A 20,486-nucleotide genomic window follows, 5' to 3' on the forward strand; every position below is an offset into this window, starting at 1 on the left:
AGTAACCCTTTACTTCTACCTGGAATAATTGGTATTACAAAAACCATCACACAATGATGCTAGCATGATGGCATTTGTTATTTTCTTATTTCTTAGTCTCATTAACCCATGTAACAATGTCCTGAATGACATACGCAGGTACATTGGAAGGGACTTCGTATTCACTTGGATGACTTAATTCCCCGTCCCCCTCCGTGAAGAAGTGATTCAATTTCGGATATTCTTTGAACTGAACATTGCTGCGGCTTGAAAGTCCTTCTTGCCATCTCGTAAACTCATCTTTTACTGTTACTTGATAATCACGTGCGCCTTGCAGAATTAGTAATGGTTCTTTTCGTGATTTCGCTTCCTCAACTGGACGCCAACGAGTTACATCATACATGAAATGCGGAGAAAGATAATTGTAACCAGCTGGTGGATGATCTGGATCAAAAGTTGGATCCTCAATATAGGCAAATTGTTTTTTTAGTTCATCAATATATTCTTTTTGCGCCCCGAGGTACTGATACTGATCAAGGAGTATGTCAGTAAAAGGACGCGCAGGTGGTGCCATTAAAATACTTCCTCTCACAAGTGATGCAGGTGCTTTGCTTAATATACGTGGCATTGTGCCAGCTCCTTGACTATGTCCGAGAATGAAAATGTTAGCAGGGTCAATGCCTTCCTGTTGTGCTGCCGATTTAGCTGCATATATGGCATCATCTGTAGTATCACGGTCTAAGGTAGCAGGTTCTGCACTCATTTTAAAACCGTGTTCTAAGGAACGTTTCTCGTAACGTAACACTGCGATACCGCTTGATGAAAGACCAGCTGCAAGGTCTCTAAAGATTTTAGCTCCCATAAATGTACTATCACGATCATGCGGACCAGAACCGTGAACAAGAACAACAACAGGCACTTTTTCACCAGCTTTATGTTTTGGAACCGTTAATGTGGCTGGTAACGGGTATGTAGCATTTCCAATGACGATTTCGCGTTCTTGATAGGAATCAGGTTGGTCGTAGCTAGGATGCGGGATGGTATAAGATTTCTCGGGCGTCGTTCTTACTCCAACTTCATCTACTTTGCCGCCAGGCGTGAATTTAAGGAGTAGTGGAATAGTAGTTCCTTCGATAGCTCCTTGAATTTCAACCGTTTGATGGACCAAGTTTCGTTCTTTTATAACAGGCGTTCCCATGCTTGTAATCCTGCTCCCGCCACTTTGTGTCCACCAGCTTTGTAATATATTTGCCGTAAACCTAGATTGAAAAGCTGCAGACGTCAATTGAAGTGCCTCTGCATATTTACCTTGCTTGAGATATTTAAAAAATAAAGACGTACGCTCCGTTAAAGAGACTTGTTTCTTTTCTGCAGTTTGTGTCCCTTGTGTATCCGCGTGAATAGTTGTAATCGGAAAAGAAGAAATCCCTAAAGAAAAGAGTAGAGTAAAAGAAAGTGCTGATTTTTGTATGCTCTTTTTTTTCGACATGTTTTAACCTCCAAAATGTGATGATAGATATAGGTATGGTAATTAGTGGAATGTTTCCCTATTGGGGTTTCGGTACATGTAAGAGGGAATCCTGCATACATATCATAAAAAGCCAGTTTGAAAGAGTGGAGGAGTTAAGCAAGTCCCTGCCCAATATTGGAGCAAAGAAAATGCACTTGAGGCACTTCGGTGGACAATAGAAGAAAAATTAAAACTAACAGATGAAGAAATCAAGTGCTACTATAATCGTGCATGGTTCGCGAAATACCGATTATTTACACCACTCATGATGTATTGGAACGCTAGCCCATACGCAATGATACAAGATCTCTATCCAGATAAATTTCAAGAATGGGAGTTTGCGAATACACGGCGAAATTTATGGAGTATAGAAAAAGGGATAGAAATACTGAAATGGGTGATTGAAGAAAAAGAAAAGCTTTCAGATTCAAAAATAATAGAAATGTTCGATATGGAATAGATTAGAAAAAATAATCTATCAACCCCGCTCAATAAGCATTGGGGGAATAATCCTTTTCATTATTTAAATGCAGCATATCCAGGTAAATTTCAAGAATGGAAATTTTGTAGAGTGCGAAAAGGATATTGGAATAAATCAACTGCGCTTCAGGTATTACATATATTATTGAAAGAAAAATATAAGATGGCAGAAGAAGATGTACTACAAACATGTGATACGAAGTGGGCTGTTGCAAATGGCTTATCAACGCCTTTACATAATTTTTGGAAAAATAAAAGTTGAGAAAGTTTGAATGAAGTATGAATAGGATGAAAAATACAAAAAGCCTAGCATCATTGCTAGACTTTTTGTGTTAAATGTGTTCACCGTGATCTTCTAGTTTCGGAGCGCCGCCAGTATCGCCTTTATTATAGGCAGGAGCCCCACCACCATTTCCATGTGAATCTAGTTTAGGTGAAGGGAAATGAGTATGTGCCTCTTGCTTTGGCGCTGGTGTTTCCCCGCCATTTAAGGAAGGAGCCCCGCCACCATCGCCTTCAGATTCTAATTTCGGAGCAGGAGTATCGCCAATATTGTAAGCAGGAGCGCCACCGTAGTCACCATGATTTTCTACTTTTGGAGCTGGATAATGTCCATGGGTATCTTGTTTCGGTGTAGGTGTTTCGCCACCGTTTAAAGCAGGAGCGCCACCAGTATCACCACCATTTAAAGCAGGAGCCCCACCAGTATTACCATGTGATTCTAGCGAAGGAGCGATTAAATCTGCATGAGTCCCTTTTTTAGGAGTCCATCCTTCCCCATGAGTATTTGTAAAGGAAGGAGCCCAAGTATCACCTTTATTGTATGATGAAATAGGAGGCCTTCCGTGATCATAAGCGGGAGCGCCACCAGTATCACCACTATTTAAAGCAGGAGCGCCGCCAGTATCCCCACGGTTTAAAGCAGGAGCCCATGAATCCCCATGCGACTCTAATTTAGGAGCAAGTGTATCGCCATGTGCAGCTTTTACAACACCGCCATCTCCAATATTTACGCCAAAAAGACCAAAACTAAAGACGGATAATCCCACAATCGTTGACCCAAGTTTTCTTTTCAAACTATACCTCTCCTTTTTCCTTTGTTTTTTCTAATTTGTCTAAACGTGGTAGATAAAATGAAACGAATCGTAAAAAATTACCAATTTTATAAGATATACGACTAATTCTGTGTAAAATTTTGTAAAACCTCCTTTAAATTAGAATTTTCTAAAAATAAAATCCGACAAAAATCAACATTCTAAGGTAGTTGTGTTTTTATGATTGTGTCGATTTTTTTGAAGAAAGGCAGGAGGATCGACTATAGCATCCAAGTAATTATTTAATTGAACAAAAGTATTATTAAAAAAGAGCATGTAACAGAAGTTAAATACTCCTTGTTTTAAGACGATTTTCAGATGTTTCTCTAATGGAATAGTTATCACTAAAATTAACAATAACAGAAATTTTTTGTTCATTATTGTTCGCGGCATGTCCATGCAGATAAATTTCACGTGTTCTATATTCTTCTGAGGGTTTAATTGTTTCGATTACGATATCGAGATTTCTCTCTTTTTTGAAGTAACCAATTGTTACAAGTTCGGCAGTTTTTTTAACTTCTGGCCATTCTTCGCTATATTCTTTTGGAATGGAATGAGCGGGTACTAAAAGTATAAATAACATGGGGATGGTTATAAAAGCTATACTCAAAATTCCGTAGCGTAATAAGTTTCTTCCCATTAAGTAACACCTTCCAATGTTGTTGTATTTATAAAGTCAATAGTTCGTATCATAAACCAACATTAACCAATTTACTATCAATTCAGGTGACATTAGCATTACAAATTTGTAAGGTTTATCAGATAGTAGAACCAGTGGGAATTATATACAATTGCTATTTTAATCAGCATATGCCTTCAGAATTCTAATAAATACATACTTGAATTTTGATATGCATTTATGATTTTTTTGGAACAAAAAAATGACTCTTACAATTGAGTAAGAGTCCTATAAACAAAGAAAAAGTCGCATATGATACTACATAAAATCGTTGTTTTATTATAACATTTCAATATATAGTTGTCTATACATGGATATGCGAAGGAACTGACAAACATGCTATTTGCAGACAAAAAAGTCCTAGAGGGGACTAGGACTTTTCTACTGAACGATACGATTTATAAAAAGAACAAAGTTAATATATCATAAGAATGTTTCATAAATGTATCGGAAATGTGAACATTTCGTTATTTGAATGTAAGTTGAAAAACACATATATAAGCATGCAGTTTAATAAGGAAAGAGGAACTATCTCCACCAATGTCGTTTACTTGTCCGATGTAAAGGTGAAAGGATATTAACGAAAAGGCAATTTAGTAGGAAGTAAATTTAAAAAGCCCTGTCATTTGACAGGACTTTCAAAAAAGGAACAACAGTTAACAACTGAAGGTACCATTATATTATCATTAATGGTAATTTTCTTCTTTTGATTTAGGACTTGGTGAAACGACGTGTACAGTTGATTTACCAAATTGGTACGTAGCTGCGTATTTTTCTTCTGTCATCGTTTGATCTCCCTGCATATAAGGTTACTACATTAGTATGCGCAAAATACGCCAGTTTACTATAACATAAGTCAGATGTTTTGGTGTATATCTTAATATTGGAAAAAAGAACGATGAAAAAACTATGGATAAGGGAATATGAACAGTAGAAACAGAATACATATAAGTGTTTTATTATTGTATATAAATAATATTTACCATAAAGAAATCAGGGGTGTTCTATGAAGAAAATACAATTATACATTGTAGCTATTACTCTATTATTAATTACGGGTTGCGCAAAGATGGATGCTTCGAAAATTGATGAAGAATTAAGTGGATTTGAGAAAAAAATAAATTTACATCCATATTCAGATCGTGGTTTATCCTATGAAAAAAGGCGCACACTTGAAAATATGCAATTTCTTGATGTTGTTATTACTGGGAACGAAGCTTTTCATAAATTGTCACATAACGAGAAAGTGAAAGTGCTAACAGATTGGAAAAACGATTTTGATAATAAGACATCGACTTTCTATTTTGATTGTGGAGATTTTAAATGTGATTTTAGTTTTGGTTCCGTTCTTATTAAAGACAAAGCCGACACTTATTCGTTTTCTTTCCATTCAGCTGATACAGTCATGAAAAAAAATGATGAACGCTTCGAACATATTAAATCAAAGGAAGAAGAAGCGAGTGAAACGTTTTACAATGAGTTAAATCAAAGGATGAATTGGTTTGTATCGTCTTTATATAATTTCAAATTACGAGGATATCCTATTAGTTATGAAGAACCCTATCAAAAAAAGAAACACTTTACACGTTACCATGGCGAAATAGAGGATCACAGTAATAAAATTTATGAACTTATGATGCAAACAAAGCAAGAAAATTTGATAGAAACAGCTAAACGAATTCAAAATTATAAACTTCAATATAAAGAAATATATATGTCAAACCTTAATATGACTAGAGAAGATAGGAAAAAACTTGATACTTTAACATATGAACTAGCAAAGGAATTGCTAGTCATTGCAAAAGCATTTCCAAATCCCAATATGATAGATGAAAAGATAAAAGAGTTCAAAGACATTCTTACTAAAGGTATTTGATTGGTTCTCATGCATATAGAAAGTAAAAAAGGCGACTCTATGTCGTCTTTTTACATGGAAATGGAAATGGGAATATGGTTTTTTTGGTATAACAAATAGATTCTGCTGAGTTCAATTGATATAATTATCTTAATTATAGAAAAAACAGAGGTGCTGGGATGGGAAAGATAAGTAATAATAAAATAGAAAGACGGGCTGTAGAGGTAATTAAATCTTTTGCGAACGCGCTAGATGTACCACTTAAACCAAATATTCCAGAGGGGGATAAGGGAATTTCGTTTGATGGTGATATAGAAGTCTTTAAAGATTTATCGGAATCTGTAGAATCATTAATGGGTAAGGTGCCCGTACAAGTAAAAGGAACGCTGGTTGAAGAATTTACAACAGGGCCTAGAAAATTTCGAATCGAAATGGAGCACCTCAAAAATTATTTGAATAGCCAAGGTGTCTTGTATTTTGTTGTAGAAATAAAAAGAAATCGAGAATATAAGGTTTTTTATAAACAATTATTACCTCTGGAAATCTATGGAGTTTTGCAACAATACGCATTAAAAAAGAGACCAAAAGGAAAAATGGTTGAACTGAGACCACTATCCGAAACGGATTTAACAAGTGTATGTATTAAGTTTTTGAATGAGACCAATAAGCAACCATTAATGTTAATTGAAAGTACACCTTTTAAGCGTGAGGATTTTACAAGTTATGAATTAACGAGTTTAACATTTGATCCATCTATGGGAAATATATTTGAACATGATTTTACGCTTTATGGTGTGAAAGAGAAACTCACTGTTCCGCTGGAGCACATTCGAATTGATGCTGTATCAAGTGAAATCTTAGAAACAATCATTATAGATGAACAATCATATGTGTTAAATATAGAAGCAACAAAGATGGATAAGAGAATCGAATTGTTAATTGAGAATTCATTAGAACTTACCTATACATCGGATTCAACAAAGTTTGATTTTAAACTAAAGAAAGTGCATTCTTTAGATGCCCAATTAAAAGTATTGCCACTAATCATTAAATTATTATCAGCAAGTAAAGTGAAATTTGTTAACCTACGATTGCCTCTGGATTTATCCACAACAAAAAAGGAACTAGAGCTAATCAAAACTTACGAAAATTTATACAACACATTTTTACAACTTAAAAAAATTTTTTCGCAATTAGAAGTAGATGAAAAACTTGAATTCGGAGACGAACCAAATGACATACACAAAATTATTCACCAAATTAGTAATTTTAATAAAATGATGTTTGATGATAATAGCAGTGATGTCATATTGGATCTTCCAGAAAATGCGGAATATATAGGGTTTAACATTGGTGATATACGATTTATCCTTTATTATAATCCAGAAGCGAAACCGAAATTTTCGAATGCATTTTCTCAAAACTTCCCTAATAATCAGATTTATGTCGGCTGTGATGATGTTGTAACCCCGTATACACCATATCCTATGTTCAACAGCTCGACATTGGCGTATGGTTGTAACGTGAATATAGATGTAATTAAGGAGTCATTTAGCCACATTGATCCGTTTGCAAATAATGAGGTTGCAAATATAACAAATGACTTTTGTTTAAAATGTATAAATGCATATGACCTTTCAAAGAATTTGGATTTTTTAGATTTAGCAGATTATATATACGGAAAATATACTGGGGATACCTTGATTCCGAAGGTCCTATATATCAATCAAACACAGATTAAGAAGCGAAGAGAAGGCAAATTGACAGAAACTGATATAGATAGATTATATGCTATAAAACTAGAACATGCAGGTCATATAGATATGAACTTCTGTACGAGTGTACTATTAGAAAGTAAAGTGGAAGCTAAATTATCTTATGGAAGATTGAACAAGGAAGAACAAGAGAACTATAAGGTATATCCAATTTACAAACTCTATTGCGATTTGTATGAATCAGAACTAGTTAAATAACAATATTATAGTAGTAATGTTTGGAGAAAGAGTAATTGATAAAAGATACATCAATATTTCTAAAATAGGAGATGTTCATGTATCTTTATTCTCTTTTATAATTAATAAAATGATCTTTAATGATAAAGTAGGGGAAATACTTACCAAATAAAAATAGGGCAATAAAATATGTTCGATAATAAGTTCAAAGGAAACTTCTATAAAAAGTATATTAAGTAAAATAAGAGTATTTTCAAAAGATAATTTGGTATAATTAAACAAATAAAATCAATTAAGTAATATATAAAAATTATTAATTGTAGAAAGGGGAATATTTATGAATACTTTTTTAGACCAACACCCACAATATAAATTTTATAAAAATGGAAAATATTGCTATATGAGTGAACTTCCTTATGAATTCATCTTTTTTACAGACTTTAAAGGATTTATACATTATCAATTAAGTAAATATGGCGAGGATATGTTAGGTAAGGGTTGTCAGCTATACAACAGCCTAGCAGCTGATCTACAGAAGTCTCCAATTCCTCAACTACTACCATTAGACGATATAATCTTTCAAATAAGCCAATTATTTAAGTTGTATTATGCAAAAGGATTTCCTTCTTTAATGGATGCACTAGCTAAGATGTTGATTATTTTGGGCGGGTATGAGGAGCTAAATGTGTTTTTGGATGAAATTGGAATTGGATATACAGCAGACTATTACCACGGCGAGGTAAAGTGGTATGAGGAGGAGGAGACAGACAACACATATGAATTACATGTGATGAATCGGTTAGAGTATATAAGTAGTGTTGGTGCTGGCTATTTTGCAGAGGTACACAAGTATAAGGATAAAGATACAGGAATAAAATATGCCTTGAAACGATTGAAAAGAAAGAATGCTAAAAATAAGGCTTATGTAACTAGGTTTAAAACAGAAGTTTCAATCTTGCAGGATTTAAAGGGTCACTCTAATATAGTTTCAATTATAGATAGTGATATTAATGAGGAGCAAAAGAAATTCAATTATTTGATGCCATTATTAGATACAGATCTTAAGAAGTATATTGAAAAAAATAATGGTAAAGATGAATTTACGATTGAAAGGAGGTTGGAGATCTTTACACAAATTCTTTCTGCAATGAAATTTGCTCATGAAAAAGGGAAATGGCATAGGGATCTATCGCCAAGAAATGTTCTATTAGGCGAAGATCAACATGTTTATGTTTGTGATTTTGGTTTAGGGAAAGATTATGATGAAATACGTTCAAAAGATTATTCATATGTCGAGGGATATGGGACATTAGAATATGTAGCACCTGAACAAAAAGAAAATTTAAAAAATGCAACTGAGAAGAGTGATATTTACTCGTTAGGCCGTCTACTTTATTTTATTCTTACAGGAAAGACGCCAAATACAAATTACAAAGCTGCTGGAGCTTTTGAACCTCTGATTAAAAAGGCGGCAGAAGATGAACCAGAAGATAGATTTGAAACAATTTCTTTATTCGAAGAAGAATACAAGAAGTTGTTAAATGTATAAAAAATAGTGTCCATATTAGTACTAATAAGAAATTTATTAAAAAGATCTAATTAGCTTTCGTATACATGTGGTGGGTGAATGTTAAATTAGTTCTAAAAAATTATACGAATTAAGTATTTACTATTTTTTGGAGTATTGTAAAGGAACGAAATTTCATATGGTAGTACAGTATTTATACTGCAAAATTTGTATAGATCAATCCATGCGCTTTAGGGGGAGTATTAATTGACACATTTATTTGAATTCGAAAAATTCAGAGCGTTTATTGAAGATGAAAATCCAATAGTTGTAATAGATAGCTGCTTCTTTTTAGATTATTATAGATACAGTTCGCAAACATCGTATGAAATGCTAATTGTTTTGCAATCAATCAAAGAAAGAATTTGGATTCCATACCAGGTTTATTCAGAATTTAAAAGTAATCATAATGAAGTGAAGAATACTAACCAAAATAAATATAATGAGGTATCTAAACAAATAATTAATATGACAAATGAATTTAATAGAAAAGTTAGCACTCAAATAAGTCAATACGGGAAATTTGAATTTCCTAAAATTCATGAGTTAATGGAAAAGGTTGTACCACATATTAAATCAATTCAGAGCGAAGTAGGGAGTTACAAAGAAGAAATTAAGAGTGAAATGGATAAGAATAAAAACCTAATGAAAAGTGACAATATGGATTTGTTTATTAATTGTTTAATGGATGAAAAACAAGTGGCTACATCATTATCGAGTAAAAAGATACTGGAGATTTGTGATGAGGGTCAAAAGAGATACCATTATCTAATACCACCTGGATACATGGATAAGGATAAAGAAGGAAAGAGGGGTGAGAAACAGGATCCTAAAAAACCTTATGGTGATTTAATTATATGGGAATCCATTTTGAAAAAAGCAAAAGACGAGAAAAGGTCAATAATTTTTACGACTTCTGATAGTAAAGAAGATTGGTGGCAATTAAAAGCTGAAAATAAGCTTATTGAAGCGCCGAGGCCTGAATTAATTGCAGAATTTGAGGATTACGTTAAAGGTGAAAATAAAATGCTGATGATTCCTATGAAGGAGTTTATTGCGCATTATTCAAGGGTGAACAAAATTTCTGATTTTCACACTAAAATAGAATTAAATGCAGAGGAATTTATCGAGGAATACTTACTAGATAACTCTTCGTGGTCAATTGAATCTATACTTACACATGATGGTCAAATACAAGATTATATGGAAATGGGTTTATTTGCAGAAATTAATGACTTGGTTCCTGAAGAGATAGTTGTAGAAGATTATAATGTAGACTTTGATAATGAAAAGATTAATATTAGTATATCTGGAAATTGCTTTATGACAGCCCATGCAACCATTCGTGAAGACTATAGTGAAGAGCATGGGAGAGAAAGTACATATAATTTAGAAATGGCAATTGTGTTTTCTATTGAAATTAACATTGATAAAGAAGAATATCAATTAACGTTAAATAATGTATCTGTGGAAAATGTGGAAGAATCAAATTACTGTTTAGTTTGAGACCTTATTTAATTGTTTGGAGATTGACTGCTATTTTTTATTGAAATTTAATACAGAATAGCAGTCAATTAATTAGGAAGCTTTATTTTATTCGTTTCATGTTTATGGTGAATATAATGCATATACATAAAAATAAATGGTTTGAATCGACTTTTAAAGTGGATTGGGGTACGTATTTAAATAAAATTACATGTAATTTTATTTTGAATTTTGGTATTACATTATTATAAAAGGTAAGGATTTAATAAATATGGACATAGAGAAAATAATTATAGATTGGCATAATCGGAGTATAGGAGTTAAAGATGAAGATAGTTTAACTTATTTTGATGAGAAATGGCTAGAAATAATTAATAAGATAAAGAGTAGCAGTAATGATGAGCTGCAAGATTTAATAGTTGAGCCTAAAACGTTACTATTTAGGGTTCATACAGGCGGTAAGGAAGAGCCCCAGCTTTCTGATTATGATGACCAAGCAAATCATCACGAAGTCTATGCTGAAAAATATAAGAACTGGTTAGTCGACAATGATATTGAGGCGATTTACTTTAATAATCGGTGGTCATCATTTACAAAAAGTGCAGACGTTATTGGCTCAACGTATTTTTGGGAGAAAGGCTTGCGTGGATTTGTTATAGTCGTTTCATCTGAAAAGGCCGTAGATATTTCTTCTAGGATAGTTAATTATTTTGATGAGAAAGAAGTTGTTGCACCAATGAACAAAGACACAGTAAAAGAAATTTTGTCATTCAAAGACTTCATGAAAAAATACGGTACTGGAAATTCAGATTATGAAAAGAGTAAAAATTAATCGATTGATTTGGATAGTTTGAAACCCTCTTACGTTGTAAGTCCCGTAATATAGAGGCCTTTTTCGATTTTTTCGATTGTCTATGTTAATCTGACTCTATGATTGGTGAAGGATCTGAAGTAGGTGCGGTGGGAGACAATGCTACTAATTATATCGTAGTTGAGTATCCATCACCAAATGGGGAGAAAGAAGTTATTGACGTGTTCATAACAAAGGGACTAATATTTAAAACAGGTGAGAAAGTTGAAATTGATATGAAGTATGTAGACTGGGGCGGCATTTCTATTAATTACAACACAGTGGATCACATCGAAAAAGTGCATGAAGTAAACAATATTACTCAAAATAATGATGATGTGTGGATTTGGTTTTAATAAGGAAAATATCCTCTTTTCTTATACATATTAGATTAGTTATACAGATATTGAAATATGTTATTCAACTAATTGATGCAATAGTAATTTAAGAGCTGCGATTGTAGCTCTTTTTCTTATGCAGCTAACGGTGCAGTTAGTGGAAGAAGGATTTTAATTTACTATGATGAAATATGTAATCTAGGTGAAATCTTAGAAGGAGGTTTCAATACTGTAAAAATTGTTTTGTAGAATGAATGTAAGGGAGGAGAGCCAACTTGGAAATCAGAACAGAAAGATTAATAATTAGACCTTTTAAGAGTGCTGATTTACAGGATGTATTCGCTATTTATAATAATGATGATACATGTAAGTACCTATTACATAATAAGTGGACTCATGAAGATATGCAGAAAAGATTTGATAAGAAGCTAGCAAACAATGTACTCACAAAAGAATCGATATTAAGTTTGGCAGTCATATACAATACTAAAGTGGTTGGTGATCTATCCGTATGGTACACAGATATGAAAGACACTGTTGAGATTGGTTATAGTTTTTCAAATGAAGTAGCTGGGAGAGGTTTGGCAACAGAAGCAGTAAGTAGTTTGGTATTTAAATTATTTGATGAATTTAATGTACATCGTATACAAGCTAATCTTGATGCACGTAATACAGCTTCCCGAAAATTGTGTGAACGAATAGGCATGAGAAAAGAAGCCCATTTTATACAAGATTTTTGGAGTAAAAATGAATGGACAGATAGTCTTGTATATGGAATGTTATCCTCTGATTTGAAGTAATAGACGTAGTGATTTTGTTATGCTAACGGGTGAGTTAGTTGAATAACAAAGGGCATATTATATATGACTAATATATTATGCCCTTTAATTCATTAACTTTTGTAAATTTCGTTCTTGATAATTTCAAATATAGAAAAGCTTCCACAATTTATTGTTAAATAAAATAACTTAATTAAAATTACACAAATTAAAGGCCGCGAGCTCATATTTTTATATTCTAGGATAATGATATGCAAGATTGCATGTCTAAAATGGTTGCAATCCCACACGGCCTGTAACTATAATGGTTACGGTTTGGTGGTACCAATCAAACAAATACAATCAACATGAATGGAGATGTTATAGAATGGGTATGAAAAAATTAATCTTAGCAGGTGCTTTAGGGATCGCAGCATTATCAGGAACGAATCTACCAGGACTAGAAGCAACAAAAGCGAGTGCAGCTTCTGTTGAAACGAATTTCTCAACGTTAGAAGGACGCGTAGTAGAAGTAGATAATGGTGTAATAGTTGTGAAATCTAAACAATACGAAGAACCTGTAAGTGTGTATATAGAAAATCTTTCGAATGTGAAAGTAGGAGACAAAGTAAAAGCGACTGGTTCTATGATGCGTAATTTTACAGAATTTATGATTGCAACAGAGGTTGAGAATACGACAAATAAATTAGGTATGCATTTGAAAGAAAATGGCTCACCTGATTATGTGATTGGTGAAATATCAGAAGTAGGTACGATGGAAGACAGTGCTACTAAATATGTCGTAGTTGAGTATCCATCACAAAATGGGGAGAAAGACGTTATTGACGTGTTCTTAACAAAGGGACAAGTATTTAAAACAGGTGAGAAAGTGAAAATTGATATGAAGTATGTAGGCTGGGGCGGCATTTCTATTAATTACAACACAGTTGATCACATCGAAAAAGTGCATGAGGTAAACAATAGCACTCAAAATAATGATGATGTGTGGATTTGGTCTTAATTTGATTAGTAATATCAGATTCAAAAAAGTAAGACGTTCTTATGTTGTATAAGCTATATTTAAGTGAGTATGGATTATAATATCCATTTCAATAAAACAAAGGAGAGGAGTCTATTCTATGACTTCTCTCCTTTGTTTTATACGAACTTTGTTTGATTCTATTTATATGACCATATTTAAGCAAGAATAGCTTTTAAAATCGACACTTTGTTTGTAGTAAATAATACATAATTTTGTTTTACAGTTCTAATTAATATACGGTCAGTTGTCCCATATGCTGTTCCAATACGGATTGCAGTTGGTTCTTCAACTCCCGCATAGGTAGCATCTTCGGTAACTTCAAGCAAATCACGTAATGGGATTGTAACCTTCGCCAATTGCCATTTAATTATTAATTCTTCTTCTGTTTTTTTACATCAATACCTAGCATTATACCAATACCTTTCTATAATAGAATGCTACACTTTTAATCTTATTATACAAATTTTTAGATTATTTATCTATATGTATGAGTAGAATTGGTTTCTACGTGTTCGTATCTAAAGCCTTTCCAACGTATAGAAGGATATGCTGTCTTTCTGTTATAAAATATGTTAAGAACAAAAGTTCACATCAAGTTAATATGAATTTGATATGGTTGCAGTATGATGAACGAGAAACATTTAGAGTGGCAGGAAGGATATGAATTATGAGACTTAAATTAGTAGGAATCTTCACTTGTATGATTGTGGTGTTAGGTATTTTTATTCTTTACACCAACATATCTATTGGTAAAGGACCAAATAGGACAAACTATGAAAATCGTGAAAACTCCATAAATAAAGAGAAAGAAAGTTCTTTTGCTAGTATAGAGGCTGTAGTGAATAAGGAATATGGATTGCCTGAAAACTATAAGCCAAATGATTTAGTTGTCCCAAATGTACCATTCTCATTTAGTGGAACGGTAGAAAAGAGTCACCTTCGTAAAGAGGCAGCTGACGCACTAGAAAAGTTATTTGATTTAGCAAAACAAGAAGGAATTCAGCTGAATGCAGTTTCAGGATTTCGTTCCTATGAGTATCAAAAGAATCTGTATGCCAGCAATGTTAAAAAGAATGGGCAAGAGCATACGGATCGTTTCTCGGCAAAGCCTGGACATAGTGAACATCAAACAGGGTTAACAATGGATGTTTCTTCTAAAAGCGCGAACAATGAACTAGAGCTATCCTTTGCGAATACGAAGGAAGGCAAATGGCTAAAAGATAACGCACATCGTGCAGGGTTTATCATTCGTTACCCAAAAGGTAAGGAGAGTATTACTGGATATGCGTATGAGCCTTGGCACATACGCTACGTTGGAGATATTGCTGAAAATATATATAAGAAACACTTAACTTTAGAAGAATATATGAATATGAAATAAGAGGAGATATTTAATCGCTTGAAGAATGTATATATTTTGTTCGACAAAATAATATTGGTGATAATTAATACAATTTTTCTAAAAAGGCATGGTGGTTGTTATGAAGCTATTAGGGAATAAATTTACGCATGCATATGCTTCTGGTGCAAACGCAATTGCTATCCAGGTGGATCATCATAAAATAAAACGATATATACTAGAGTACAGTGATTTACGGCATATTGGTGTGTGTCATGATGATGAGTGTGAATGCGGATGTATGGATTCAACTTACATGAAACAGAAACCATACGGAACGAGGTAACACCGAGTGATATAGTAAGTGATACATGGATTACAGTTTTAGTAGATGAAAGACTGTATGCCGTACATAAACCGTTTTTTGAGATTATCTATGGTGGGGATATTTCATTATTAAGAATTGAAATTGAAGAGAATTACGATGATTTTGTAGGCTTCTCTGTTATACTTTGTCCCAATTGCGGAAAATGGTCTGTTTGTGATTAATCATCATAAACGGGCCATTTTTACTTTAAGTCACTGACAAACATTAAAACTACGATCTCAACAATCTAATACATGTAGTAAGAATATTGGATGATTAAATTGGTACAATCCCAAACTGAGGTGGCGTTGCGATTTAGATAATATAGTAATATCGTCTCGAAGAATGCACTTTGAGCAAAGTTTTCAATTTTAATAAATAAGGAGTGAAATGTATGTTTGATGAAATAACAAGGGAAGAACTGATAAATCTAGTTGGTAAAATTGTAGAATGTGAAGGAACTGAAGAGGAGATTGATGAAATGTTAGAAGCTGTAGAAAGAAATGTCCCACATCCAGAAGTAAGTGATCTAATATATTGGAATGATAAAGATCTTAGTTCAGAACAAATTGTAGATATAGCATTAGCATATAAACCGATACAGCTTTAGAATTTGAATGAATTGTTATTCTTGCTATATAAATAAAGTTAATGCTTTTTTAGATGAAAATTAGGATGAGTTAAAAATTCAGCAAATCAGGGGGGAGAACTCGCACTTGAGTCCTGCCTCTTATTAAATTCCAGAAAATACAAATCATTAACCTATACATAGGCTTCATTAGCTGTTATGTAATGCGTTTTGCCATGGTTATTGTGTACATAGCATAGTACGCGTTGGAATTAGTATCATTTACTGGTAGGGAGAGGAATGTTGCTGGAAATCTACTGATATAAAGCTATCCACAATAACTTACTTTTTGTTAGTTTACATAACCTATATTATAGGTTATGTAAAAAACGAGTGGGAATAAATCTCAAAATGAAAAGAATACTTATATCATTGAGACAGAATGAGGAATTTAGAAGCTATATTTTGAAATCTGTATTAAAATCACATTTAGAGGAACGCTCAGCTAAACCAATTACAATAAAAAAGAATTAAAGGAAACGCTCTATTCAACATCATAACAATTAAGTTTTGTGAAAAACACAATCTATTTAGTCTTAAGGAGTTAAAGTTAACTGTTTCGTATTAAAATGATATATACTGGCTATGTCCTAGAAATAAACACAAAATTATTTTATATGCATAGTTAAATATAAATGAGATAAAAAATATTCATACTGACAGAAGATAAGGTGAATGCTGCGTTTATAAAAAGGTGAAAAAACAAACACTTACAACTTCGCACGAAATACCAATTTTACGAACAGTATGATAGTCATATGAAAATCTAATACAGTGTCTATCGATTTCAAGGTCAGATGCATCGGTTTTAGTATATTTGTATACGCCTATATAATACATATTTTATATAAAAATAATCATATGCTGAATTATTCATAAACAATTTTTATAGTGAATTACATTTTAAAATATAAGCGTTTTTCTTGTGTTGATCTAACTAACTCCTGATTAATCATGATTAAATTAACCAATTCTTATTTTATAGCGACTTTTATACTGTTTTCATGTATTCATTTTGTATGAATTTATATATGAAAATTGTTTTATTTTACATACATTTATATGTAATTTTTGTACTAGCTTTTATAGCTTAATACAAATTTATCACCTGGTTATCTATAAATTTTATTAGAATGACTACAATATCCCATTCAATCTCGAGTAAATATTAGTATTCCATAATTTAATTATGTAAATAAGTCTGTGTAAAAATTTAATTTTACGCGAACTTGTGTTCGTATCTTTTTTCTGTTATAGTATATATGAGGTGATTTTTATGGATTACAGCAAGCAACGTCAAAAATCCGTACATCGTAAAAAATTATACGAGAATCTAAATGAAATGCCCTTTTACATAGAAGAATTTGTGGAGTACAAAGAATTGCATGATGCCTCTCCCTCCACCCTACTGAATTATGTATATGATTTTAGAGTCTTCTTTAATTGGTTATTATCCGAACAAATTATTGAATTAAAACCTATTAAAGACATATCTTTCTCTGATCTGGAGAGTTTAAAGAAAAAAGATGTTGAGAACTTTATGAGATTTTTAAAATTACAACAAAACATGCAGAATTCCTCTGTTAACAGAAAAATTTCGGCCTTAAAGTCTTTATTTAAGTACCTTACCTCCCTATCAGAGAATGAAGATGGAGAATGTTATTTTTATAGAAATGTAATGGCTAAAATAGAAATACATAAAGATAAAGAAACATTAAATGCTCGTGCAAAACGTATGAGATCTAAAATATTCCATAATGATGACGATCAAGAATTTTTGAATTACGTTAAATATGAACATGAAAAATCTTTAACAAAACATCAGTTGTTCTATTTCCTAAGAGATAAAGATCGTGATGTAGCTATCCTCTCCCTCTTTCTTGGTAGTGGTATTCGAGTAAGCGAATTGGCCGATCTTCGTATGGAAGATATAAACTTAAAAGAAAGACTAATTGATGTAATCCGAAAAGGAAACAAAGAAGATTCTGTATGGATTACCCCAATTGCATTGAATGATCTTGAAAAGTATATGGAAATCAGAGATAACAAATATGCTCCAGGGAAAGAATTAAAAAATGTGTTTTTATCGAAATATAAACATACTGCACAACCTCTTTCAGTTAGAGCTATCCAAGATATAGTAGAAAAATATACTAAGGCCTATGGAAAAAGAATGTCTCCTCATAAATTAAGACATACATTGGCAAATAAATTATATATGGAAGAAAAAGATTCATTACAAGTGATGCAGCAACTTGGGCATACGAGTCAAGATACAGCTTTGCTATATACACAACTTGGGGAAACAACTATTAAAGATAGTTTAGGCAGAATAGGAAAGAATAAAGAATAAAAGTTCAGCAATTTTGCATTGTTGAACTTTTATCCTTTTACAGACTTATGGATTTAAACGCTATTTATTATTCGTTTTAAATTTGATTTTATTATGTAAAAAATACATAATTCGAATCCTACTATAATTGGTATATAAAGACTCTCTCTTGATTGGAATATAAATGAAAATTTAAGACTCCTACAATTGTTGGTTACATTAAATACTTTTTTAACGAACAGTTTTCTTTATTCTATTTTTTATGTACTGCAGAAAGATACGAAAATGAATACTTTTTAGACAAGAAAGTAGATCCTTCATGAATATCTTTTGTTAATAAGGTAAGATACTATTAAACATCGCTTTATTTAAAAGGGATTTTTAGTAGTATCAGTTCATATTCAATTAGAAAAACAAAAAAATTTGTAGAAATCCCTACAAGATCTTTTTAGATAATATAAAAAGGTTAAAATAAACTATCTCATAATTTGAATTGAAGCAAACTGTAATTGCTCCTAAATCATATGCTGAGACTTCATCCTTGTATCCAGGTTTGCATCAAATAATATAAGTCATTTTTAATGAGTAATATGCACTCTTCCATCTTCGAAAATCTGAATGGATTGATATGATTCCATGAATCCGTTAATATGCCTAATTGCATATCAAAATAGCAAGATGCCACCACATACCTCATTAACTAAAAAAAGGACCTGATATTTCAAAGAAATTACCTGTAGAAAAAGAAAAATCCTATTTAGGGGTATATCAAGCTAAATTACGATTGAATATTGCAAGTTGGACAACCTACGCATGCACCATTAGAACCAAAAAACCAAGACTTACCCTGTGAGTCAAGCTCCCAAGTGTTAGTTACCATGTTTCCATTGTTATCAAAAAACCACCACTGACCTAGTGAACATACCCATCCTCTAGCCACTCTATTAGCATTAGGATCTGAGACAGGCAGATTTCGATCCCGTAGATATCGGTATTGTATTTTTCCTAAACTGGTCCTTATAAACCCTGTCCAGACTCCATTGTTATCTGCAAGGAATGAGCTACCACCACTTCCTGTGAACCACCCTTGCTGCCTCACACCATTTTGACAATAAACCCAAACGCCATTAGCTAAGCCCCAGCCATTTGGATTTGGGCATTGTGACGGTGGCGGTGGAACAGAAGAATCTTTAGTATCCTTGATTGTAAAATTGCAGGTGAATTCGTGATTACACACTGGCCCTTGCGTATTTAAAAGACGGTTGATATGAAGATGAGGTGTTGGGCTGCCGTTGCCTGTAACAGTAAAGGTACCTGATGCTGCCAACGTAGCAATCCGCTGCCCTGCAGTTACATGGGTATTTGCACTTACTTCTGGTTGAACGTGGACATATTCGGTGACAACACCATCAATGTCACTTCTGATGGCTATTGAATTTGGCGGGCAATTCTGCTGTAAACAAGCGATGAAATTAGGGGCATCAGTGTGACATAGACACAAAGGGTTACCTGTAATCGCCCATAATACTGTTCCTGATTCCATAGCAAACACAGGTGTACCGAACACGGCACCATCAAATCTCCAGTCTTTACCAGGATGGGTACTATCACAACGTTTAATCATATTGATTTGATTTGGTGACACTTTAAATGGCACATTCTGATATACATAGAGGGGTTTCTGAATAATATTAAATGGTGGACAAGTCAATTTTTTAAAACCTCCTTTTTAGAGTCGAAAATTATTACAATCTATGAAAATGTGTTTAGTATTGTGCCTGAACCTTGTTCTGTTTACAACCACATTGTTGCAAATATACGGTTACATTACTCATTATTTTCTACAGCACATGCCCATCAAGTTAAAGTTTAGGTCCTAAAGGATCGGTCGCATTCTCTTTAGGGGGCGTAGGCAATGCAACTGTATTCGTTTCACCGAATTCATTCGTATATAAAGTAAGAACCTCACTTTGTCGGGAAGCTAAAATACGCCCTTCATTTGTCATTTTATAAATTGATACTTTGACACCCTTAATAGGTTTTTCTGTGTCTTTTTCATATATTTTTGCAAATATCTTTCCACTTGGTTTCCGATAAAAAGCTTCCTGCCCTTCATCACTCACTCCTGCTATAGAATATGGTGGTTTATAATCTCCTGAAGAATATGGATGAGAATTATACAAATTCACCTCTCCTCTCGTTAAATCCTATTTATATTAAAACTCTAGTAT

General features: G+C 32.9%; 16 protein-coding genes and 5 pseudogenes. 15 read left to right on the forward strand and 6 right to left on the reverse strand.

The features are described 5' to 3' along the window. Window positions 1–85: 85 nt before the first annotated feature. A complete protein-coding gene (locus ACFVQC_RS27300; protein ID WP_377899843.1) occupies window positions 86–1,468 on the reverse strand; it encodes an alpha/beta hydrolase family protein in 1,383 nt (460 codons plus the stop codon). Window positions 1,469–1,607: 139 nt separating this feature from the next. Here ACFVQC_RS27300 and ACFVQC_RS30260 point away from each other — a divergent pair. Continuing rightward, window positions 1,608–1,949: pseudogene (locus ACFVQC_RS30260) on the forward strand (DUF4046 domain-containing protein); the annotation flags it as partial. 111 nt (window positions 1,950–2,060) lie between these two features. Beyond that, a complete protein-coding gene (locus tag ACFVQC_RS27305; RefSeq protein ID WP_377899844.1) occupies window positions 2,061–2,231 on the forward strand; it encodes a hypothetical protein in 171 nt (56 codons plus the stop codon). A 247-nt stretch (window positions 2,232–2,478) separates the two neighbouring features. Here the strand turns inward: ACFVQC_RS27305 and ACFVQC_RS27310 are convergent. Together ACFVQC_RS27310 and ACFVQC_RS27315 are read right to left on the reverse strand one after the other, a co-directional pair. After that, a pseudogene (locus tag ACFVQC_RS27310) lies at window positions 2,479–3,045 on the reverse strand (hypothetical protein); the annotation flags it as partial. Window positions 3,046–3,349: 304 nt separating this feature from the next. After that, window positions 3,350–3,703 (reverse strand): phosphoglycolate phosphatase, encoded by a 354-nt coding sequence (locus ACFVQC_RS27315; protein ID WP_377899846.1) that lies wholly within the window; start codon window positions 3,701–3,703, stop codon window positions 3,350–3,352. A 1,045-nt stretch (window positions 3,704–4,748) separates the two neighbouring features. Here ACFVQC_RS27315 and ACFVQC_RS27320 point away from each other — a divergent pair. The 8 genes and pseudogenes from ACFVQC_RS27320 (at window position 4,749) to ACFVQC_RS27355 (ending at window position 13,568) form a co-directional block, all read left to right on the forward strand. Continuing rightward, window positions 4,749–5,618 carry a hypothetical protein gene (locus tag ACFVQC_RS27320; RefSeq protein ID WP_377899847.1) on the forward strand — a complete coding sequence of 290 codons (870 nt, stop codon included), beginning with the start codon at window positions 4,749–4,751 and terminating at the stop codon, window positions 5,616–5,618. Window positions 5,619–5,776: 158 nt separating this feature from the next. Next, on the forward strand, window positions 5,777–7,570 hold the full coding sequence (locus tag ACFVQC_RS27325) for a hypothetical protein (protein ID WP_377899848.1): 1,794 nt from the start codon (window positions 5,777–5,779) through the stop codon (window positions 7,568–7,570). 316 nt (window positions 7,571–7,886) lie between these two features. Next, window positions 7,887–9,098, forward strand: coding sequence for a serine/threonine-protein kinase (locus ACFVQC_RS27330; RefSeq protein WP_377899849.1), 1,212 nt, complete (start codon window positions 7,887–7,889; stop codon window positions 9,096–9,098). Between the two features lie 225 nt (window positions 9,099–9,323). Further along, on the forward strand, window positions 9,324–10,622 hold the full coding sequence (locus tag ACFVQC_RS27335; RefSeq protein ID WP_377899850.1) for a PIN-like domain-containing protein: 1,299 nt from the start codon (window positions 9,324–9,326) through the stop codon (window positions 10,620–10,622). A 250-nt stretch (window positions 10,623–10,872) separates the two neighbouring features. Further along, entirely contained in the window at window positions 10,873–11,433 is a 561-nt protein-coding gene (locus tag ACFVQC_RS27340; RefSeq protein ID WP_377899852.1) for a hypothetical protein, read from the forward strand. Window positions 11,434–11,525: 92 nt separating this feature from the next. Further along, window positions 11,526–11,807, forward strand: a pseudogene (locus tag ACFVQC_RS27345) (hypothetical protein); the annotation flags it as partial. Between the two features lie 257 nt (window positions 11,808–12,064). Next, window positions 12,065–12,589 carry a GNAT family N-acetyltransferase gene (locus ACFVQC_RS27350; RefSeq protein WP_377899853.1) on the forward strand — a complete coding sequence of 175 codons (525 nt, stop codon included), beginning with the start codon at window positions 12,065–12,067 and terminating at the stop codon, window positions 12,587–12,589. 346 nt (window positions 12,590–12,935) lie between these two features. Further along, complete coding sequence (locus tag ACFVQC_RS27355) at window positions 12,936–13,568, forward strand: hypothetical protein (protein ID WP_377899854.1); 633 nt, start codon at window positions 12,936–12,938, stop codon at window positions 13,566–13,568. Window positions 13,569–13,744: 176 nt separating this feature from the next. On the opposite strand, the pseudogene ACFVQC_RS27360 reads toward ACFVQC_RS27355, so the two are convergent. Next, window positions 13,745–13,998 (reverse strand): annotated as a pseudogene (locus ACFVQC_RS27360) (SunI/YnzG family protein). Between the two features lie 258 nt (window positions 13,999–14,256). Between ACFVQC_RS27360 and ACFVQC_RS27365 the strand changes: the two are divergent. The 5 genes from ACFVQC_RS27365 to xerS all read left to right on the forward strand — a co-directional run bounded on the left by ACFVQC_RS27365 (window position 14,257) and on the right by xerS (window position 18,276). Next, window positions 14,257–14,970, forward strand: coding sequence for a M15 family metallopeptidase (locus ACFVQC_RS27365; protein ID WP_071735009.1), 714 nt, complete (start codon window positions 14,257–14,259; stop codon window positions 14,968–14,970). Window positions 14,971–15,070: 100 nt separating this feature from the next. Further along, the gene (locus tag ACFVQC_RS27370; protein WP_377899855.1) at window positions 15,071–15,274 is read left to right on the forward strand and encodes a hypothetical protein; all 204 of its coding nucleotides are present in this window, start codon (window positions 15,071–15,073) and stop codon (window positions 15,272–15,274) included. Next, window positions 15,226–15,477 carry a hypothetical protein gene (locus ACFVQC_RS27375; protein ID WP_377899856.1) on the forward strand — a complete coding sequence of 84 codons (252 nt, stop codon included), beginning with the start codon at window positions 15,226–15,228 and terminating at the stop codon, window positions 15,475–15,477. The genes ACFVQC_RS27370 and ACFVQC_RS27375 overlap by 49 nt, the downstream gene beginning before the upstream one ends. Before the next feature lie 212 nt (window positions 15,478–15,689). Then, window positions 15,690–15,905 carry a bacteriocin immunity protein gene (locus ACFVQC_RS27380; RefSeq protein ID WP_377895539.1) on the forward strand — a complete coding sequence of 72 codons (216 nt, stop codon included), beginning with the start codon at window positions 15,690–15,692 and terminating at the stop codon, window positions 15,903–15,905. A 1,294-nt stretch (window positions 15,906–17,199) separates the two neighbouring features. Beyond that, window positions 17,200–18,276 carry a tyrosine recombinase XerS gene (gene xerS, locus ACFVQC_RS27385; protein WP_377895541.1) on the forward strand — a complete coding sequence of 359 codons (1,077 nt, stop codon included), beginning with the start codon at window positions 17,200–17,202 and terminating at the stop codon, window positions 18,274–18,276. 757 nt (window positions 18,277–19,033) lie between these two features. Here the strand turns inward: xerS and ACFVQC_RS27390 are convergent. Next, entirely contained in the window at window positions 19,034–19,966 is a 933-nt protein-coding gene (locus ACFVQC_RS27390) for a M23 family metallopeptidase (protein WP_377899858.1), read from the reverse strand. A gap of 157 nt (window positions 19,967–20,123) precedes the next feature. Then, window positions 20,124–20,438 (reverse strand): annotated as a pseudogene (locus tag ACFVQC_RS27395) (peptidoglycan-binding protein); the annotation flags it as partial. Window positions 20,439–20,486: the final 48 nt, after the last annotated feature.

The organism is Bacillus sp. NPDC057893, from assembly GCF_042796455.1.
GTDB lineage: Bacteria > Bacillota > Bacilli > Bacillales > Bacillaceae_G > Bacillus_A.